General features: G+C 74.8%; 15 protein-coding genes and 1 pseudogene. 5 read left to right on the top strand and 11 right to left on the bottom strand.

What is annotated here, in order from left to right; translation table 11 throughout:
- The 4 genes and pseudogenes from G3I42_RS04785 to G3I42_RS04770 form a co-directional block, all read right to left on the bottom strand.
- Positions 1 to 219: pseudogene (locus G3I42_RS04785) on the bottom strand (mannose-6-phosphate isomerase); the annotation flags it as partial.
- A gap of 185 nt (positions 220 to 404) precedes the next feature.
- Positions 405 to 587: a Trm112 family protein gene (locus G3I42_RS04780; protein ID WP_164282659.1), complete on the bottom strand. Its 183-nt coding sequence runs from the start codon at positions 585 to 587 to the stop codon at positions 405 to 407.
- A 74-nt stretch (positions 588 to 661) separates the two neighbouring features.
- Positions 662 to 2,023 carry a phosphomannomutase/phosphoglucomutase gene (locus G3I42_RS04775; RefSeq protein WP_164282657.1) on the bottom strand — a complete coding sequence of 454 codons (1,362 nt, stop codon included), beginning with the start codon at positions 2,021 to 2,023 and terminating at the stop codon, positions 662 to 664.
- A gap of 296 nt (positions 2,024 to 2,319) precedes the next feature.
- Positions 2,320 to 2,691, bottom strand: coding sequence for a DUF3499 domain-containing protein (locus G3I42_RS04770; RefSeq protein WP_164282655.1), 372 nt, complete (start codon positions 2,689 to 2,691; stop codon positions 2,320 to 2,322).
- 620 nt (positions 2,692 to 3,311) lie between these two features.
- On the opposite strand from G3I42_RS04770, the gene G3I42_RS04765 reads away from it, so the two are divergent.
- Complete coding sequence (locus tag G3I42_RS04765; protein ID WP_164282653.1) at positions 3,312 to 3,692, top strand: metallopeptidase family protein; 381 nt, start codon at positions 3,312 to 3,314, stop codon at positions 3,690 to 3,692.
- 51 nt (positions 3,693 to 3,743) lie between these two features.
- On the opposite strand, the gene G3I42_RS04760 is transcribed toward G3I42_RS04765, so the two are convergent.
- The 3 genes from G3I42_RS04760 to G3I42_RS04750 form a co-directional block, all read right to left on the bottom strand.
- A complete protein-coding gene (locus tag G3I42_RS04760) occupies positions 3,744 to 5,249 on the bottom strand; it encodes a DUF5719 family protein (RefSeq protein WP_164282651.1) in 1,506 nt (501 codons plus the stop codon).
- Positions 5,246 to 9,100, bottom strand: coding sequence for a glycosyltransferase family 2 protein (locus G3I42_RS04755; RefSeq protein WP_164282649.1), 3,855 nt, complete (start codon positions 9,098 to 9,100; stop codon positions 5,246 to 5,248). The genes G3I42_RS04760 and G3I42_RS04755 overlap by 4 nt, the downstream gene beginning before the upstream one ends.
- Positions 9,101 to 9,335: 235 nt before the next feature.
- Positions 9,336 to 10,136 carry an oxidoreductase gene (locus tag G3I42_RS04750; protein ID WP_164282647.1) on the bottom strand — a complete coding sequence of 267 codons (801 nt, stop codon included), beginning with the start codon at positions 10,134 to 10,136 and terminating at the stop codon, positions 9,336 to 9,338.
- A 91-nt stretch (positions 10,137 to 10,227) separates the two neighbouring features.
- On the opposite strand from G3I42_RS04750, the gene G3I42_RS04745 reads away from it, so the two are divergent.
- Positions 10,228 to 10,785 (top strand): TetR/AcrR family transcriptional regulator, encoded by a 558-nt coding sequence (locus tag G3I42_RS04745; protein ID WP_164282645.1) that lies wholly within the window; start codon positions 10,228 to 10,230, stop codon positions 10,783 to 10,785.
- A gap of 202 nt (positions 10,786 to 10,987) precedes the next feature.
- Here the strand turns inward: G3I42_RS04745 and G3I42_RS04740 are convergent, their stop codons facing one another.
- Complete coding sequence (locus tag G3I42_RS04740) at positions 10,988 to 11,260, bottom strand: WhiB family transcriptional regulator (RefSeq protein ID WP_007822987.1); 273 nt, start codon at positions 11,258 to 11,260, stop codon at positions 10,988 to 10,990.
- An 839-nt stretch (positions 11,261 to 12,099) separates the two neighbouring features.
- Between G3I42_RS04740 and G3I42_RS04735 the strand changes: the two genes are divergently transcribed.
- The 3 genes from G3I42_RS04735 (at position 12,100) to G3I42_RS04725 (ending at position 14,986) form a co-directional block, all read left to right on the top strand.
- Positions 12,100 to 12,606, top strand: a complete 507-nt coding sequence (locus tag G3I42_RS04735; RefSeq protein ID WP_164282643.1) for a cysteine dioxygenase family protein — start codon at positions 12,100 to 12,102, stop codon at positions 12,604 to 12,606.
- A gap of 89 nt (positions 12,607 to 12,695) precedes the next feature.
- The gene (gene cofD / locus G3I42_RS04730; protein ID WP_164282641.1) at positions 12,696 to 13,655 is read left to right on the top strand and encodes a 2-phospho-L-lactate transferase; all 960 of its coding nucleotides are present in this window, start codon (positions 12,696 to 12,698) and stop codon (positions 13,653 to 13,655) included.
- Complete coding sequence (locus G3I42_RS04725; RefSeq protein ID WP_164282639.1) at positions 13,652 to 14,986, top strand: coenzyme F420-0:L-glutamate ligase; 1,335 nt, start codon at positions 13,652 to 13,654, stop codon at positions 14,984 to 14,986. Before cofD ends, G3I42_RS04725 begins: the two co-directional genes overlap by 4 nt.
- An 11-nt stretch (positions 14,987 to 14,997) precedes the next feature.
- Here G3I42_RS04725 and G3I42_RS04720 read toward each other — a convergent pair whose 3' ends face one another.
- From G3I42_RS04720 to G3I42_RS04710, 3 genes are all read right to left on the bottom strand, one after another.
- The gene (locus tag G3I42_RS04720; protein ID WP_164282638.1) at positions 14,998 to 15,963 is read right to left on the bottom strand and encodes a DNA-3-methyladenine glycosylase 2 family protein; all 966 of its coding nucleotides are present in this window, start codon (positions 15,961 to 15,963) and stop codon (positions 14,998 to 15,000) included.
- Positions 15,964 to 16,056: 93 nt separating this feature from the next.
- Positions 16,057 to 17,148: an NDP-sugar synthase gene (locus G3I42_RS04715; RefSeq protein WP_164282636.1), complete on the bottom strand. Its 1,092-nt coding sequence runs from the start codon at positions 17,146 to 17,148 to the stop codon at positions 16,057 to 16,059.
- 129 nt (positions 17,149 to 17,277) lie between these two features.
- Positions 17,278 to 17,935, bottom strand: a 658-nt coding sequence (locus tag G3I42_RS04710) for a peptidoglycan recognition protein (RefSeq protein ID WP_164282634.1), incomplete at its 5' end; no start/stop codon positions are given.

Genomic DNA, 17,935 nt, shown 5'->3' with positions numbered 1-17,935 from the left:
GCTCGTCACGTCGGCGGCGGTCTCGGCGGCCGGGCCCGAGGTCGCGAGCAGGATCGAACGGGGCCGGCCCTCGGGCTTGAGCGAGGTGAGCCCGGCCTCGGCGGCGAGCCGCTGGGCGGTGCGGACCAGGGCCCCGGCCGAGGCGGCGGCGGGCAGCAGGCCGTACGGGTCCGCTTCCGCGAGGGCGGTGGGGTCGTCGAGGAGCAGGTCGTCGAGCATGGCGTCTCCCTGGCGGGGCGGCGGCGGGGGCGGGTGGGCCGGGGCCGTGCGGCCGGCCCTCACCGGGGCGGACGTTTCCCGGGGCTCCGCCCCGGACCCCGGTCCTCGAACTCCCCCAGCCTTCGGCCGGGAGGTGCCCCCAGACGGGCTCGAACGGTGTGGAGACCCCGGCCGAATCGGTCCGGTCACTCCGGCTTGCGGGCCTCGTCCACGAGGAGGACGGGGATGCTGTCGCGGACCGGGTAGATCAGGCCGCAGTCGGTGCCGGTGCAGACGAGTTCCTCGGCGTCCTCCGTCGTGCGCTCCTCCAGCGGGGAGTGGCAGGCGGGGCAGGCGAGGATCTCCAGGAGGCCGGATTCGAGGGGCATGCGGGGTCCTTTCGCGGGTGGTGGCCGGTACGGGGGCCCAGCCTAGCCCGCCGCCCGTCCCGGCCCGCCGCCCGTCACGGCACCCGTACGAGCCCCAGCACCTCGTCGCGCACCTTCGTCATCGTTCCCGCGTCCCGTGCCTCCACGTTGAGCCGCAGCAGAGGCTCCGTGTTGGAGGGGCGGAGGTTGAACCACCAGTCGGCGGCGGTGACGGTGAGGCCGTCGAGGGTGTCGATCGTGACGTCGGGGGAGGCGAAGGCGAGGCGGACGCGGTCGGTCGCCGCGGCCTGGTCGCTCACCGTCGAGTTGACCTCGCCCGAGCCCACGTACCTGTCGTACTGCGCGACGAGCCCCGAGAGCGGTCCCGGCTGCTCGCCGAGCGCGGCGAGGACGTGGAGCGCGGCGAGCATCCCGGTGTCGGCGTTCCAGAAGTCGCGGAAGTAGTAGTGCGCCGAGTGCTCGCCGCCGAAGATCGCGCCGCTGCGCGCCATCTCGGCCTTGATGAAGGAGTGCCCGACGCGCGTGCGCACCGGGGTGCCGCCGTGCTCGCGGACGACCTCGGGGACTGACCAGGAGGTGATCAGGTTGTGGATGACGGTGCCCTCGCCGCCGTTGCGCGCGAGTTCGCGGGCCGCGACGAGCGCGGTGATCGCGGAGGGCGGGACCGGTTCGCCGCACTCGTCCACGACGAAGCAGCGGTCGGCGTCGCCGTCGAAGGCGAGCCCGAGGTCGGCGTGCTCGGCCCGGACCCGGTCCTGGAGGTCCACGAGGTTCGCCGGGTCGAGCGGGTTGGCCTCGTGGTTCGGGAAGGTGCCGTCCAGCTCGAAGTACATCGGCACGAGGTCGAGCGGCAGGCCCGCGAGGACGGTGGGCACGGTGTGGCCGCCCATGCCGTTGCCCGCGTCCACGACGACCTTGAGCGGGCGGATGCCGGCGAGGTCGACGAGGGTGCGCAGGTGGCGCGCGTAGTCGCCGAGCGTGTCGCGCGTGGAGAGGGTGCCGGTACGGGCCACGGGGACCGGGGCGCCCTCCTCGATCCAGCTCTCGGCGAGCGCGCGGATGTCGGCGAGCCCGGTGTCCTGCCCGACCGGGGCCGCGCCCGCGCGGCACAGCTTGATGCCGTTGTACCGGGCCGGGTTGTGCGAGGCGGTGAACATCGCGCCGGGCAGGTGGAGGGCGCCCGAGGCGTAGTAGAGCTGGTCGGTCGAGCAGAGCCCGATCGCGGTGACGGAGGTGCCGCGCCCCCGCGCGCCCGCGCCGAAGGCGGCGGCGAGCCCCGGCGACGAGGCCCGCATGTCGTGCCCGACGACGATCGCCTCGGCGCCCGTCACCTCGGCGAAGGCGGCGCCGAACAGCTCGGCGAGGTGTTCGTCCCACTGCTCGGGGACGGTCCCGCGAATGTCGTACGCCTTCACGATCTGCGACAGATCGGCCACAGCCTGCCTCCCGATTGCCTGGCTCCCGATTGCTGACCCCGCGTCCACCGTCCGCCGGTCCCCCGGGCAGGTACGCGGTCGCTCCGGTACGGACCACAACCTACCCGGCCAGGCCCCGGCTCCACGGCCACAGCCATCGCCTCCCCGGCCCGCCGCGCCCTTCGGCGCCCGGCACGGGTCTCGTCGGCGGTGACGCCGCTCACGGGGCATCACCCGACAGGGTGAGGTGCGTACGGGACAACGCCCTTTCCGGCGGGGCCCGTTCGGCGGGGGGCGCTCGGGCGTGGGCCCGGGGGTCAGTTCTCCGGGGAGCGGAGGATGCGGAGGTGGCCCCTGCGGGCGACCTCCATGGGGTCCGCCGCGCGGGGCGCCTCGCGTGCGGCGGGACGGTCCTGGGGGCGGGCGGCCTCACGGACCGCGTTGGCGAGCGCTTCGAGGTCGTCGCCGGAGGGGCGCGGGGGCGCGGAGGCGTCGGCGAGGCGGACGACCTCCCAGCCGCGCGGCGCGGTCAGCCGCTCCGAGTGCTCGGCGCACAGGTCGTAGCAGTGCGGTTCGGCGTAGGTGGCGAGGGGCCCGAGGACGGCCGTCGAGTCGGCGTAGACGTACGTCAGCGTGGCGACGGCAGGGCTGCCGCACGCGGTGCGAGAACAACGACGTACAGGGCTCACGATCCTGGACGGTACCGCACTCTTGAACGGGCCGCGACGACGCCCCTCAGCCGGTGCACGCCGTGTCGTGGCCGGAAACCGCTGTCCCGGCCCAAGCCGGGCAGACGGACGGAAACCCCCTTCAGGCCCCCGCTCGTACGCGTTTGGCACCGCTCGGGGGCAGACCGGTCGTCGTATGTCCGCCGAAGTCGGTACGGGCCGGACAGCGCGGGGAGCGGGGGCGGCGGGGCGGTCCGGGGTGCCGGCGGGGGGTCGGCGTCTGAAAACCTGTCATCGGGGTGTCCGGAAACCACCGCCGAATACGCCCGTCGCATACGTGTCCCGCATGTGTCGGGACGGGCGACGGCCCCCGTACGGCACCGCCACCCGCCCCGATCCGCCCCACGCACGCGTCCCGTCCCGGCCGCCGCACCAGTCCGGCCCGCCCGCCCGGTCCGCACCGCGCACCCGCCCGGCCCGCTCCGTATACGCATCCCGGCCCGTCACCGACCCCGCACGGAGCGTGCCGCCGCATCCCCTCCCTGGGCCCCGGGGACTACCCTTCTCAGGTGATGGACAGCTCTTTCCCGCCCTCGTCGCCCTCTCGGGGCCCGCGCCGCCGTGATCGCCACGGGCGGGGGATGCGCGGTCCCGTCGCACCGCCGCAGGTGCCGATCTCGGTGAGCAGGGCGGAGAGCTTCGCCGACCTCGTGCAGGACTCGGTGGACCGGCTCGAACGGCGCTGGCCCCAGCTCGCCGACGTCGATTTCATGGTCCTGGACGTCCCCGGCGGCGGCACCGCGCCCGACGCCTGGCAGGACGAGCCCGTCCCGCTCGGCACGGCGGTGGGCGCGAAGGACGGCCGCCCCCCGGTCGTCGTCGTCTACCGCCGCCCGGTCGAGATCCGCAGCAAGGGCCGCGAGGAGCGGGCCCTGCTCGTCCACGAGGTCGTGGTCGAGCAGGTCGCCGAGCTTCTCGGCCTCACCCCGGAATCGGTGGACCCGAGGTACGGGGAGGAGTGAGGGGCCCGGGTGCGGGCCGCCCCGCACTCCCCCTCTTCCCCCCGGAAGTCCTCAGTCCTCCGTCACCCGCAGGTCCTCCACCGTTCTCGGCACCCGCACCATTCCCTTGTCGTCCTCCAGGGGCTGGATGGTGAAGAGGGACGCGCCCGAGTCGGACGTGGCGCTCAGCTGGCGGCTGGCGTGGACGGGGCCGCTGCCCTTCAGCGGGACGAGCGTCAGGGACCACTCGCCCTTCGTGCCCTTGCCCGGCGCGATGTCGAGCGCCTGCGAGGTGCCCTTGGGGACGCTGTACGTCTTCGTGGCCGGGCTGCCGCCCTTCGTGCCCGCCGAGGTCGTGACCTCGACCTTCGCCGCCGTGTCGGGTGCCGCCAGGGTCAGGCGCACGCTCTTGCCGCTGTTGCCGGTGACCGAGGCGCGTTCGCCGACCGGGGAGGTCGCGGGGATGAACGCCGTCTCCTGGTCGGCGCCCTTGCCGCGCGTGACGTCGAGCGCGGCGACGACCGGGGTCGCCGACTTGGGGTCCTCGGGGCTCAGCACGAGGCTGCCCGGTTCGCCGTGCGTGATGCCGTCGAGGTCGAGCGATGCGGTCATCCCGGACTTGACGAGCAGGCTCTCGTGCCCGGCCGGGACGATCGTGCTGCCCTTCTGCGCGAACTGCACCTTCAGGTCCGCGTCGTCCGCGCCGGGGGCGAAGGCGACGAGGCGGATCTTCGTGGCGTCGCCGGGGATGCCGGGGAGCACGAGCCGCGCGGACGGGTCCGCCGCGGGGACGAGCCAGTCGCCGCCCGCGCCCTGCGTGCTCGCGTCGGTGGCGGCGAAGATCCGTCCCGTGGTCGCGGTGACGTGCGCGGTGAGGTCGCTCTCGGGCGAGCCGCTGAGCGTGGAGAGCAGCACGGGCACGGTGGAGAGCGGCGGGATCTGGATGCCCTCGCCGACATCGGACTTCAGCTCGCCCTTCGGCCCGTAGAGCGCGATGTCCACGACGGCGGCGGTGTCGTCGGGGTTGGTCAGGTGCACGTAGTCGGAGTGGTCCTTCGCCGTGCTCACGCCCGGCAGCCAGAAGTCCGTGTCGGGCGCGCCGCAGGAGATCCCGCGCAGGGCGCGGTCGGCGCCCGCGTCGACGAGGGTCGTCTGCTGCACGGTCCACCCCGGGGCGAGCGGGCCGCTCGCCTCGCCGACGAGCGAGGGCGTCTTCGAGGAGTCGGGCTCCTCGCTCACGGGCGTGCCCTGCTTCTTGGCCGTGAGCAGCGGCTTGCCGGCCTTCGGCGCCTGCTCCGCGTTCTTCCCGTCGCGCACCTCGGTGGGCGAGGGCCGCAGCACGGCCTCGCCGCTGCCGCTCGTGCCGCTCGTCGTCGGCGAGAACGAGGTGTACGTCGTCTCGGCGAGCGCGGAGTCGCCCGGCGCGGGGCACAGCAGGCTGGAGCGCTGGACGGGCTGCGCGGCGGCCGGCGCGGGGCGCTCCGCGGTACCGGTGTCCGGGGCGGTCGCGGTGGCGACCCCGGTGAGGACGGCGAGCGCGGCGACCGCGCCGAGCAGGGTCATCGTGCTGCGGTTCACTGGTCGCTCCCGTGCTCGCGCCCGTCACGGCCCCGCTGCTGACCGTAGGGGCCGTTCTCGTCCTCGTAGGGCTGTTGCTGGTAGGCGGCTTGCGGCGGGTACGGGCCGTCGTAGCCGCCGTCCTGCCCGTAGCCGTCCCCGTCCGGCGCGGGCGGGTAGCCGTAGCCCTGGTCCTGGTAGGGCGGCAACTGGCCGGTGTCCGGACCGTTGGGGTCGTACGGCGAGATCTGCCCGGTGTCGGGGCCGCCCGCGTCGTACGGCGGGATCTGGCCGGTGTCGGGGCCGTGGGGATCGTAGGGCGGGATCTGCCCCGTGTCCGGGCCGCCCGCCTCCTCGTACGGCGGGATCCGGCCGGTGTCGGGGCCGGTGGGGTCGTACGGGGGCGTGGTGGCGTTCTCGTAGCCGGTCCCGGCCGCGTAGGTGTCGTATCCGCCGCCCGAGCCGTACCCGTACGGGTCGTACTCGGCCGCGGCCGCGTAGGCGGGGACGGCCTCGGGGCCGGGGGCCTCGGCGCCCCGTTCCTCCTGGCCCTCCGCCTCGGCCGCCGCGCGCAGGCGGCGGGCGCGGCGGCCCTCGCCGTCGACGGCCTGCGCGGGAACCGCCGGCTCCTCCTCCGGCAGGTCGTCGTCGACGTCGCGGCGGCGGCCCGGGAGGGCGAGGACGACGAGGACGAGGCCGAGGAGGGCCTGCGCGCCGACCCACAGGGTGCGGGTGAAGGGCTGGTCGTACGTGACGTCGAGGTGGCCGCCGCTCGCGGGGAGCGTGAAGCCCTGCGCCCAGCCGTCGACCGTCGTGCGGCTGAGCGGCTTGCCGTCCAGGCTCGCGGTCCATCCGGGATCGGCGCTGTCGGCGAGCCGCAGGACGCGGCCCTCCGCCCCGGCGGGGACGCGGGTGTGGACGTCGACGGGTCCGGCGGCGACGGGCTGCGGCGGGTGCTGCTTGTCGGTGAGCGTGACGCGCGCGACCTCACGGTCCACGCGCCACAGCGCGAGCCCGTCCTGCCTGCTGACGCGCATGAGCCCCGGCGTCGCGTCGAGCACGCGGCCCATCTCGCCCGACGAGTGGCCCTCGCGGAGCAGGATGTAGCGGATCGCGTACGAGCCGAGCTGTCCGGCCTGGTCGGCGCCCGAGCCCGCGACGAGGCGGCCCACGGTCTCGCCGAGCCGGGCGTTGGGGCCCGCGGCGGCGAACTGCTCGGCGTCGCCGAGGTGGTTGCCCGCGCCGCGGATGAGGAAGTAGCGGACCTCGGAGGCGTTGTCGCCGTCGAGGACGAGGGTGCGGGCACGGTCCTGGGTGCCGCTGTCGGCGGCGACGAAGGCGGGCACCTGGGTCGGCGAGCGGCGCTCCAGGGGGCCGTCGGCACCGGCGGCCATCCAGCCGAGCGCGGCGACGAGCGGGCCGAGCGCGGCGGCGATGCCGACGAGCGCCGCGAGCGGCTGGCGCCAGCCGAAGCTCTGCTCGGCGACGCGGAAGCGGGCGCCCTGCGCGCCGATGAGTGCCGCGCCGAGCAGCCCCGCGCCCTGCACGAGGGTCGCCGGGCCCGCCCAGCCGTCGCGGTTGGTGAGCACGGCGAGGGCGAAGCCGACGAGGGCGACGCTCCAGGCGGTGAGCACGGCGGTGCGGCGCTCGGCCCGCAGGAGGGCGCCGAGCGCGGCGAGGACGATGCCGATGAGCAGCAGCCCGGTCATCGTGCCGGGGCCGCCCGGGCTCATGCCGAGCAGGTCGGTCGCGCTCGCGCTGCCCGCGCGGTCGTCGAGCCCGGCCTCGCCGAGCAGTCCGTCCGAGAAGAGCGTGAACGACCAGGGCGCGAGGAGCAGCAGCGGCGTGAGGAGCACGGCGAGGAGCCGGGGCCCGTAGGCGGGCAGTTCGCTGCGCCGCACGGCGAGCACGAGGGCGCCGAGGACGAGCGCGAAGAGCCACACGACGGGTGTGAACGCCATGGTGAGCGTGAGGAGCAGCGCGAGCACCCAGGCGGCCCGCCACGTACCGCGGCGGCCGAGGAAGCCGCTCGCGGAGAGCGCGGCGCGGGCCATGAGCGGCAGGAGCACGGCGAGCAGCGCCGTGCCGATGCGGCCGTCGGCGAGCGCCCCGGTCGCGGCGGGCAGGAAGGCGTACGCGATCGCGGCCCACGCGCGCAGCAGGCGCGACTCGACGAGCGGCCGGGTCGCGAAGTACGCGGTGACGCCCGCGAGCGGCACGGAGCACACGAGGAGCACGGTCATCGCGGCCGAGGTGGAGCCGAGGAAGAGCGTCGCGAGGCTCGCGACGAGCGCGAGGTAGGGCGGCGCGGCCTCGGTCGAGCCCGTGCCGATCGCGTGCCAGGCGTCGATGTAGGAGGACCACAGCTCGCCCGCGCGGGCGGGTGCGGGCAGCAGCGCGCCGCCCATGAGCGAGCCCGTGCCGAGCAGGTTGCGGCAGGCGATGAGCGAGAAGAGGAGGAGGACGGCGAAGAGCACGGGGCCCGGTTTGCGGCTCAGCCGCTTGATCCGGGCGAACTGCTCGACCTCCATGTAGTCCGCGTCGTCCCCGCCGGGGCCGGATTCGACGACGCCGTGCCGGCCGCCGCTGCTCTCCTCCTGGGCGGTGCGCCCGGCGAGGGAGCCCGCGATCTGCTCGACGGTCAGGCGCAGGGTCGCGCCGGGTGGCGGGAAGAGCGGGCGCAGTTCGGCGGGTTCGACGGCGGAGTGGCCGCGCGCGCGGCGGGCCTTGAGGAGCCGGCCCGGGCGCAGCAGGACGGAGAGGAGCCCCGTGATCTCGTCGACGGCCTGGCCCGGCGTCTTGCCGACGAGGTAGGCGAGGGTGCGCAGGACGGTGCCGAGGAGGATGCGGAAGGCGGTCCAGGGCAGCGCGGCGGTACGCGTGTTGACGAGGAGGGTACGGACCGCGCCCGCCTTGTCGACGCGGTGCGGGCTGCTCGCTGTGCGGCCGACGCAGTCGACGGTACGGCGCTCGCGCGAGGCGGCCTCGGCGTGCCGGACGACGGCGCCGGGGGCGACCAGGACGCGGTGCCCGGCGGCGTTGGCGCGCCAGCACAGGTCGACGTCGTCGCGCATGAGGGGCAGGCCGCGGTCGAGGCCGCCCAGCTCCTCGTACACGTCGCGGCGGATGAGCATCCCGGCGGTGGAGACGGAGAGGACGGGGCGGACCGAGTCGTGCTGGCCCTGGTCCTGCTCGCGGCGGTCGATGCCGGTCCAGCGGCGGCCGCTGGGCGCGATCGAGACGCCGACCTCCAGGAGCTGGCGGCGGTCGTACCAGCCGCGCAGCTTGGGCCCGACGATCGCGACGTCATTGCCCAGCTCCGCCTCGTTCTCGACCGCGCGCAGGAGTTCGGCGAGCGCGGTGGGCGTGGGGGCGCAGTCGTCGTGCAGGAGCCACAGCCACTGCACGGGCTCGCCGTGGGGCAGCTCGGGCAGGTCGTAGGTCTCGTCGCGCCACGTGCGGCTGACGGGGTCCCAGCCGCTGGGGCGCTTGAGGTAGGGCAGCTCCTCGGGGCCGAGCGGGGCGGCCACGCGGGCCGCCTCGTCGACGGCCGCGCCGAAGCCGGAGCGGCGGGCGAGGTGGAGCACGCAGGGGTCGCCGAGCGTCTCGCCGAGCAGGCGCGCGGAGTCGTCGGCGCTGCCGGTGTCGGCGGCGACCGCGTTCTGCACGGGGCGCTCCTGGGCCGCGAGCCCGGCGAGGGCCTCGGGCAGCCAGCGGGCGCCGTCGTGGGCGACGAGCACCGCGGTGACGACGTGGCGCGGGAACTCGGGTGGACGGCTCGGATCGACCGCCGCCCAGCGCGCGGGCGCTGCGGTGCTGTCCCCGTAGCCGGGGTGGGCGGCGAAGTCTGCCGGGTGATTGTGCACGGACATCGAGGTACGGGCCCCGGTTCGGTGGACTGCGGTGGACCCCTCGCCACTCCGTGGGGAAGTGGGGGTGTCTCGGACGGGGCCCCACACTAGCCGTTACGGGGGTGGCGCCTCGGCCGCCTGTCCACAGGTGGGGTACGACGAACCGTTCGTCATATCGACCCATGTGCGGCGGTGTCGGGGCGAATCCTCGTGGGGTGAACGGGGTGGTCCGGGCGGCCCCGCCAGAGGGCGACGGCTAGACCGTGGGGATGCTGCCCCCGTCGGCGACGTACTGGCCGCCGGTGAGGAACGCCGCGCGGTCGGAGGCGAGGAAGGCGACGAGTTCGGCGACGTCGGCGGGCAGGCCGGGGCGGCAGAGCGGGATGCCGACCCGGTCGATCAACTGCCGGCGGGCCGTTGCGGCGTCGAGGCCGCTGTCGGCGGTGATCCGGTCCAGGCGCCGGGTGACGGCCGGGGTCTCGATGAGGCCGGGGACGACGGTGTTCACCCTGATCCCGTGCTTGCCGACCTCGTTGGCCAGGCCCTTGCTGTAGACGGTCGTCGCGGCCTTCGCCGCCGCGTACGGGAGCGAGGCGGGGCCGGGCAGGCGCGCCTGGCCCGAGGTGACGTGGATGATGACTCCCCGGTCGCGCGCGATCATCCCCGGCAGCAGGGCCCGGTCCAGGCGGACCGCGGACATCAGGTTGGTGTCGAGGTCGCGGTACCAGTCGTCGTCGGCCGCGTCGAGCGCTCCGCCGGGGAGGTACGTCTGACTGCCGGCGTTGTTGACCAGCACGTCGACGCCCCCGAGCAGCCGGGTGGCCTCCGCGGCGAGGGCCGCGGCCCCTTCGGCGGTGGCGACGTCGGCGGCGACGAACCTGCCGGCCGGCAGCTCGTCGACCGGCGTGCGGGCCGCGACGACGACATCGGCCCCGGCCCCGGCGAACCGGGCCGCGACGGCCGCGCCGATGCCCTTCGTACCGCCGGTGACCAGGACGCGGACACCGGCGAACTCGCCGGAGGCTCCGGAGGGGGATGTCATGGTGGGGGTTGTCATGGGACGCGGCTCCTTCATCGAACGGCACCGCCTTCCGGCGGCCGGCGGGACGTGTGCCACCCTATAAGAAAACGAGAGGTCGTTCTTTTTTATGCCCAAGGTCACCCAGGAACACCGCGACGCCCGGCGCCGGCACATCCTGGCCGCCGCCCGCGAGGTGTTCGCGGAGAAGGGCTTCGCCCAGACCTCCACCAGCGAGATCGTCGCCGCCAGCGGCCTGTCCACGGGAGCGGTCTACAGCTACTTCCCCAGCAAGAACGACCTGGTGGCGGCCGTCTGCGAGGACGCCGTGGACCGGCTCATCGACCTCGCCGGCATCCGGGACGCGGCCGACCTGCTCCACCGGGTCCGCGCCCGCCACGGCGACCACGCCCGGCTGATGGCGCAGGTCTGGGCCGAGGCGGCCGTCTCCCCCGAACTCGCCACCAGGATCAGGGCGCGCCTGACCGCGGACCAGGAGAAGGTCGCCGGGCTGATCCGCCAGGACCGCGTCGAGCGCGGCCTGCCCGACTCGCCACCCGCCTCCGGCACGGCCGGCGCGCTCCTCGCGCTGCTCACGGGGTATTCGCAGCGCCTGGCCATCGGCCAGGACCTCGACTCGGCCGCCTTCCGGCAGGCCCTCCAGGCCCTGCTGGACACCACGGCCTGACACGCCTCCGGCCTCGCCCCCCGGCCCGGAGGGGTCCCGAGCGGCACGGATGGGCCGGAGCGACACGGGTGAGTCCGAGCGGCACGGAGCGTCCCGACGTGGCCCGGAGCGGCCCGACGTGGCCCGGACATGCGGAACGGGCCCGCTCGCGCGAGCCCGTGCGTTCGCAATCGTGGCCCCGGGGGACCACCATGCGGTCCGGTCAGACCGCGGCCTTCTTCAGCCGGCGCCGCTCCCGCTCCGACAGCCCGCCCCAGATCCCGAAGCGCTCGTCATTGGCGAGGGCGTACTCCAGGCACTCGGAACGAACCTCGCAGGCGAGGCAGACCTTCTTCGCCTCTCGCGTGGAGCCGCCCTTCTCGGGGAAAAAGGATTCGGGATCGGTCTGGGCGCACAGCGCGCGCTCCTGCCAGCCCAATTCCTCCTCGGCGTCCAACGCGTCGCCGACCAGCAGTTCCTGAAACAGCTCGGTCATCTGCGCCCCTCGTCTGTCTTTACATCCCCGTGATGCCGCCGTTACCGATGGCGACCAAACGACACGAGTGAAATTACAAGTGTGCTGATCCGAGGCAGTCAAGCCGGGATCTGCTATTGGGCCCCTTATTCACTCTGCGGAACCAAGGGGGTGCGGAAAGTGTTCAAATCGGCCTAAACCCCGCCACACTCTCTGCACGCCTTCCGCACGGACACCGCGACGGCCGCCGACAACTGAGAAGACGTCACCGCATCCGCGCCCGTTCCGCGGAGGGCCCGAACTGCGAGCCTGATCACAGAGAGGTCACGAGCGGGCAACGGCACCTCGCGGAGGGACTGCTGCCCCATGTGTCCCGTGAACGAGGTGCACAAACCTTTCAGCACTCGGGTCAACCCGATGAGGTGAATCACCGGGCGGACCCCCGGGCTCGGTTGACATCTCAGGTGTGAACCGCTTGCCTTGTGGGCATGCTCGCGTCTTACGCCTCCGCCCGGATGATCCGCTCCCGCAGCGCATCCGCGTGCGCGTGTCCGCGTACGGCGCCCGGCGTGCTGTGTACCGCCGGCTGTACGGCCTGAGCCCCCTGCCCGTACCGCGCCTCGCGTCGCGCGCGCCCCGGGCCGTGCCGCACCCCCGTTCCGCGTCCCACGCCTGAGCCGCGTCGCGGGCCGCCCGAGCCCCGCCACAAGCAGTCGGGCTCCCCTCCCCTCGCTCCACCGCCTCCGCCGTGCCCCGCCGTGCCCCGCCTCCGGACCCACCCCGCCCCCGGAGCCCCGGACCCGCGCGGCACGGCCCCGTTCGAGCCGCACCGGCCCGTACCCCCGAGGAACACCCCTCCCATGAACGACGACAGCGACCTCCAGATCGCCGGCGACCTCCTGGAGGTCCCGCACCTGCTCCAGGCCCCGCGCCCCCACCCGGCCACCGTCGCCGAGTTCGCCGGGCTCGCGCGCACCCTCGCCGCCGCGCACGCCGAGTGGCGCCCCCTCGTCCGCTTCGACGCCACGGCCCGCTGGTACCACCGCCTGCGCACCGGGCCCGGCTACGAGGTGTGGCTCCTGTCCTGGCTGCCCGGTCAGGGCAGCGGGCTCCACGACCACGGCCCGTCCAGCGGCGTACTGACCGTCCTCGAAGGGGAGTTGACGGAGCGCACGCCGCGCGCGGAACGCCGCCTCGCGCCCGGGGCGCAGCGCGTCTTCGCGCCCGGGTACGTGCACGAGGTCGTCAACGACGCGCTCGAACCCGCCGTGAGCCTGCACGTCTACCACCCCGGCCTCACCGAGATGCCGATGCACACGCGGGACGAGGGCCGGCGCGCGGCCCGCTGCGCGGCGGCGCGCGCCTGAGACCAAGCGGGTGCGGGGCGCGCGGGGCGGAGGGCCGAGCGCCCCGCCCCCCGAATCCCCCGGCGCCCCGCCTGCGAGAGACTGTCCCCATGCGCATTGTGGTTCTGGCCGGCGGCATCGGCGGCGCCCGATTCCTGCGGGGCCTTCAGCAGGCCGTACCCGAGGGCACGGACATCACCGTCATCGGCAACACCGGGGACGACATCCACTTGTTCGGGCTGAAGGTGTGCCCGGACCTCGACACCGTGATGTACACGCTCGGCGGCGGCATCAACGAGGAGCAGGGCTGGGGGCGCAGCGAGGAATCCTTCCGGGTGAAGGAGGAACTGGCCGCGTACGGCGTCGGGCCCGAGTGGTTCGGGCTCGGGGACCGGGACTTCGCGACGCACATCGTGCGCACGCAGATGCTCGCGGCCGGGTACCCGCTCAGCGCCGTCACCGAGGCGCTGTGCGAGCGCTGGCAGCCCGGCGTGCGGCTCCTGCCCATGTCGGACGACCGCGTCGAGACGCACGTCGCCGTCGAGACGGACGGGGAGCGCAAGGCCGTCCACTTCCAGGAGTACTGGGTCCGGCTGCGGGCCTCGGTGCCCGCGCTCGCCGTCGTACCCGTAGGGGCCGAGCAGGCGAAGCCCGCGCCGGGCGTCCTGGAGGCGATCGCGGGCGCCGACGTCGTCCTGTTCCCGCCGTCCAACCCGGTCGTCTCGATCGGCACGATCCTCGCCGTGCCCGGCATCAGGGAGGCGATCGCCGAGGCGGGCGTGCCCGTCGTCGGGCTTTCGCCGATCATCGGGGACGCGCCCGTGCGCGGCATGGCCGACAAGGTCCTCGCGGCCGTGGGCGTCGAGTCGAACGCCGCCGCCGTCGCCGAGCACTACGGCGCGGGGCTGCTCGACGGCTGGCTCGTGGACACCGTGGACGAGGCGGCGGTCGCGCGCGTCGAGGCGGAGGGCATCCGCTGCCGCGCCGTGCCGCTGCTCATGACGGACCTGGACGCGAGCGCGCGCATGGCCCGCGCGGCACTCGAACTCGCCGAGGAGGTACGGGCGTGAGCGAGCCGACGCCCCCGGCCTTCTCCGTACGGGCCGTCCCCGGCCTCCCCGAGGTCGCGCCCGGCGACGACCTCGCCGCGCTGATCGCCGCCGCCGGGCCCGCCCTCGCGGACGGCGACCTCGTCGTCGTCACCTCGAAGATCGTCTCGAAGGCGGAGGGGCGGATCATGGCCGCCGACTCGCGCGAGGAGGCCATCGACGCGGAGACCGTACGGCTCGTGGCCCGGCGCGGGCCGCTGCGCATCGTCGAGAACCGGCAGGGCCTCGTCATGGCCGCCGCCGGGGTCGACGCCTCGAACACCGCGCCGGGGACCGTGCTCCTCCTCCCGGAGGACCCCGACGCCTCCGCCGCGCGCATCCGCGAAGGACTGCGGGCGGCGCTCGGGGTGCGGGTCGGGGTCCTCGTCACGGACACCTTCGGGCGGCCGTGGCGCGCCGGGCTCACCGACGTCGCGATCGGCGCCGCGGGCGTACGGGTCCTCGACGACCTGCGCGGCGGCACCGACGCGCACGGCAACCCGCTCAGCGCGACCGTCGTCGCGCTCGCCGACGAGATCGCGGCGGCGGGCGACCTCGTCAAGGGCAAGGCGGCCGGCTACCCGGTCGCGGTCGTGAGCGGCCTCGCGCACCTCGTGACCGACGACGGCGAGGACGGCGAGGACGGCCGGGGCGGCGAGGGCGCGCGGGCGCTGGTCCGCGCCGCGCGCGATGACATGTTCCGGCTCGGCACCTCGGAGGCGGTACGCGAGGCGGTCGCCCAGCGCCGCACCGTACGGGCCTTCACCGACGAGCCCGTCGACCCCGGCTCCGTACGCCGCGCCGTGGCCGCCGCCGTCACCGCGCCCGCGCCGCACCACACGACGCCGTGGCGCTTCGTCCTCCTGGAGTCGGAGTCCGCGCGCACCGCGCTGCTCGACGCGATGCGGGACGCGTGGATCGCCGACCTGCGGCGCGACGGCAAGAGCGAGGAGTCGATCGCGAAGCGGGTGCGGCGCGGCGACGTCCTGCGCCGGGCCCCGTACCTCGCGGTCCCCTGTCTCGTCACGGAGGGCGCGCACCCCTACGGGGACGCGCGGCGCGACGCGGCGGAGCGGGAGATGTTCGTCGTGGCGGCGGGCGCGGGGGTGCAGAACTTCCTCGTCGCGCTCGCGGGGGAACGGCTCGGCTCGGCGTGGGTGTCGTCCACGATGTTCTGCCGGGACGTGGTGCGCGAGGTGCTGAAGCTGCCCGAGGAGTGGGACCCGATGGGGGCGGTGGCGATCGGGCATCCGCGGGAGGTGCCGGCGCCGCGGGCGGGGCGGGACCCGGAGGACTTCCTGACCGTCCGCTGACGCCGTGCCGGCTACCAGCGCGCGATGTCGGTCCTCCGCATCTTCGGGGCGCGGCGCGGCGGGACCGAGCCGACCGTGAGGAGGTAGCGGACGGCGCGGTGGCGGTGGCCCCCGTAGGGGGCGAGCAGTTCGAGCATGCGGGCGTCGTCGGCGTCCCGCTCGCCCGCGAGGGACCAGCCGATGATGCGCGGCAGGTGGAGGTCGCCCGTCGTCACCTCGTCGGGCGCGCCGTGCGTGCGCTGGACGACCTCGGCGGAGGTCCAGGGGCCGATGCCGGGGATCTTCTCCAGGCGGGTACGGGCCTCGGCGGGCGTCATCCCGGCCGCTTCCTCCATGCGCGCGGCGACCCGCACCGCGCGCAGGATCGTGGAGGCCCGCTTGTTGTCGACGCCCGCGCGGTGCCACTCCCAGGAGGGGACGAGTGCCCAGTCGCGCGCGGCGAGCGGGACGGCCATGCCCTCGGGCGCGGGCCCCGGCGCGGGCTCGCCGAAGCGGGTGAGGAGGCGGCGCCAGGCCCGGTACGCCTCGTCCGCCGTGACCTTCTGCTCCAGCACGGAGGGGATGAGCGATTCGAGGACGAGCCCGGTCCGCGCGAGCCGCAGCCCCGGCGCGCGCCGGTGCCCCTCGGCCACGAGCCGGTGCCGGGGGACGAACCCGCCCGGCCTGTCCTCATCGCCGAGCAGTACGGGCAGCCGGTCGAGGAACCAGTCGGCGCCGGGCCCCCAGGCGTCCCCCCGCACGGTGCCGCCGAGGGCGGTGACGCGGAGGGTGGCGGGGCCCTCGGGGGTACGGCTCACGCGCCAGATCGCGCCGCTCGCGTCCGTACGGAAGGCGGGGTCGCCGGGGCCGCGCCGCAGACAGCCGAGGACCTGGGCGAGGTGGAGGGGGCCTTCGGGGGTCCACTCGCGGCTTCGTGGAGCGTGGGGCCGGGGCGCACCGGAGGGTGCGGGGATACGGAGGGGAAAACGGCCGGCCACGCGTCGAGGCTACCGGGGTCCGGGGGCTCCGCCCCCGGACCCCCGCTCCTCAAACGCCGGAGGGGCTGATTTCGGTGACCGTTCCGCCCCCCGCTACTGGTCCGAGGAGAACCGCACCGCCCCGTCCGGCAGGACGGCCCCGCACCACACCCGGACCCCGCCCCGCAGCTCGTTGTCCGCGCCGATCACCGCCCCGTCGCCGATGACCGCCCCGTGCAGGACGGTCCGCGCGCCGACCTTCGCCGAGACCCCGACGAGCGAGTCCGTCACCACCGTGCCCGCCGCGATCACCGCGCCGTCGAGGATCGTCGAGCCGTCGATGCGCGCGCCCTCGCCGATCACCGCGCCCTCGCCGACCACCGTGCCGCCGGTGAGCTTGGCGTCCTCGGCGACCTCGGCCGTGGGGAGGACGAGGTGTTCGCCGCAGCGGCCCGGGACGGCCGGGGAGGGGGCGTGGCCGAGGACGAGGTCGGCGGAGCCCCGGACGAAGGCCTGCGGGGTGCCGAGGTCGAGCCAGTACGTGGAGTCGACCATGCCCTGGAGGTGGGCGCCGGATTCGAGGAGCCCGGGGAAGGTCTCGCGCTCGACGGAGACGGGGCGCCCGGTGGGGATGGAGTCGATGACGCGGCGGCGGAAGACGTAGGCGCCCGCGTTGATCTGGTCGGTGACGATCTCCTCGGGCGTCTGCGGCTTCTCCAGGAAGGCGAGGACGCGGCCGGAGGCGTCGGTCGGGACGAGGCCGAAGGCGCGCGGGTCGTCGACGCGGCTGAGGTGGAGCGAGACGTCCGCCCCGGTGCTGACGTGGGTGGCGACGAGGGCGCCGATGTCGAGCCCGGTGAGGATGTCGCCGTTGAAGATGAGGACGGGGTCGTCGGGCCCCGACTCCAGGTGGGACGCGACGTTGCGGATCGCGCCACCGGTGCCGAGCGGCTCGCGTTCGGTGACGTAGTCGATGCGCAGGCCGAGCGCGGAGCCGTCGCCGAAGTACGGCTCGAAGACCTCAGCGAGGTACGAGGTCGCGAGCACGATGTGCTCCACACCGGCCGCCCGGGCCCGGGCCAGCTGGTGCGCGAGGAAGGGCACGCCCGCCGCCGGGACCATCGGCTTGGGGGTGTTGACCGTGAGGGGGCGCAGCCTCGTGCCCTTGCCGCCCACCAGGAGGATCGCTTCCGGTGCTGGAGTCACTCTGACTTCTCTGCTTCCTGCTGGGGCCGGGCCGAATGTCTTTCGGCCGGACAGTTTATGCAGATGAGGATCTTTACGGGGAAGCCGGAACCCTCCCCGGGCGGGAGGGTCCCGGTGACGGGGGCGGGGTCACCTGCCCTGGAGCGCCGCCGCTTTGCTGCGAAGGGTGCCGAGTTTCTCGTAGAGCAGCTTCCCCGGGCATTCCGTGGCAAATCCGTCGCGGTGCCCGGAAATGACGTTGAGGCTGACTTTCGTCCCCTTCTCGTACAGGTTGCCGCCGTCCGAGACGAGCGTGACCTTCCCCTCCGGGTCCATGTTGTTCAGGCCGAGTTTCCAGGCCGTGAGCTTGGCGAGGCCGTCGAGCGCGGCGGCGGAGGGCTCGGTGTCGGTGTACGTGCCGAGGAGCGCGATACCGGTGCTGTCGGTGTTGAAACCGAGGGTATGGGCGCCCATGACGGGTTTGGCGACGCCTCCGGCGCGGCCCTCGTAGACGGTGCCGCATTTGTCGACGAGGAAGTTGTAGCCGATGTCGCGCCACCCATTGCTCTCGACGTGATAGCGGTAAATACCGCGAATGACGGAGGGTGCCTCCGCGCACGTGTAGTCGTTGCCGCTGGCGCTGTGGTGGATGAATGCGGCCCGCACCGCTCCCGTGTAGCCGAATTCGGGTTCGCGCAGCTTCTCGTCGGCACCCCAGCCGGCCCGGTCGACGATGGCGGGCTCCGGTGCCCGGCCGCGCGGGAGGTCGCCGCGCCCGGCGGGGGGCCGCGCGGGGCCCGGCGCCGGT

The organism is Streptomyces sp. SID11385 (assembly GCF_010548245.1).
Classification (GTDB): Bacteria; Actinomycetota; Actinomycetes; order Streptomycetales; family Streptomycetaceae; genus Streptomyces.
Note: the sequence above shows the minus strand (reverse complement) of the source record. Positions and strands in the feature narration are given on the sequence as shown.

Excerpts from the sequence above, each read along its gene's own strand:
- G3I42_RS04735 (WP_164282643.1), top strand. The coding sequence starts at position 12,100 with ATGAACGACGACAGCGACCTCCAGATCGCCGGCGACCTCCTGGAGGTC.
- G3I42_RS04745 (WP_164282645.1), top strand. The coding sequence starts at position 10,228 with ATGCCCAAGGTCACCCAGGAACACCGCGACGCCCGGCGCCGGCACATC.
- G3I42_RS04765 (WP_164282653.1), top strand. The coding sequence starts at position 3,312 with ATGCGCGGTCCCGTCGCACCGCCGCAGGTGCCGATCTCGGTGAGCAGG.
- G3I42_RS04755 (WP_164282649.1), bottom strand. The coding sequence starts at position 9,100 with ATGTCCGTGCACAATCACCCGGCAGACTTCGCCGCCCACCCCGGCTAC.
- G3I42_RS04780 (WP_164282659.1), bottom strand. The coding sequence starts at position 587 with ATGCCCCTCGAATCCGGCCTCCTGGAGATCCTCGCCTGCCCCGCCTGC.
- G3I42_RS04750 (WP_164282647.1), bottom strand. The coding sequence starts at position 10,136 with ATGACAACCCCCACCATGACATCCCCCTCCGGAGCCTCCGGCGAGTTC.
- cofD (WP_164282641.1), top strand. The coding sequence starts at position 12,696 with ATGCGCATTGTGGTTCTGGCCGGCGGCATCGGCGGCGCCCGATTCCTG.
- G3I42_RS04740 (WP_007822987.1), bottom strand. The coding sequence starts at position 11,260 with ATGACCGAGCTGTTTCAGGAACTGCTGGTCGGCGACGCGTTGGACGCC.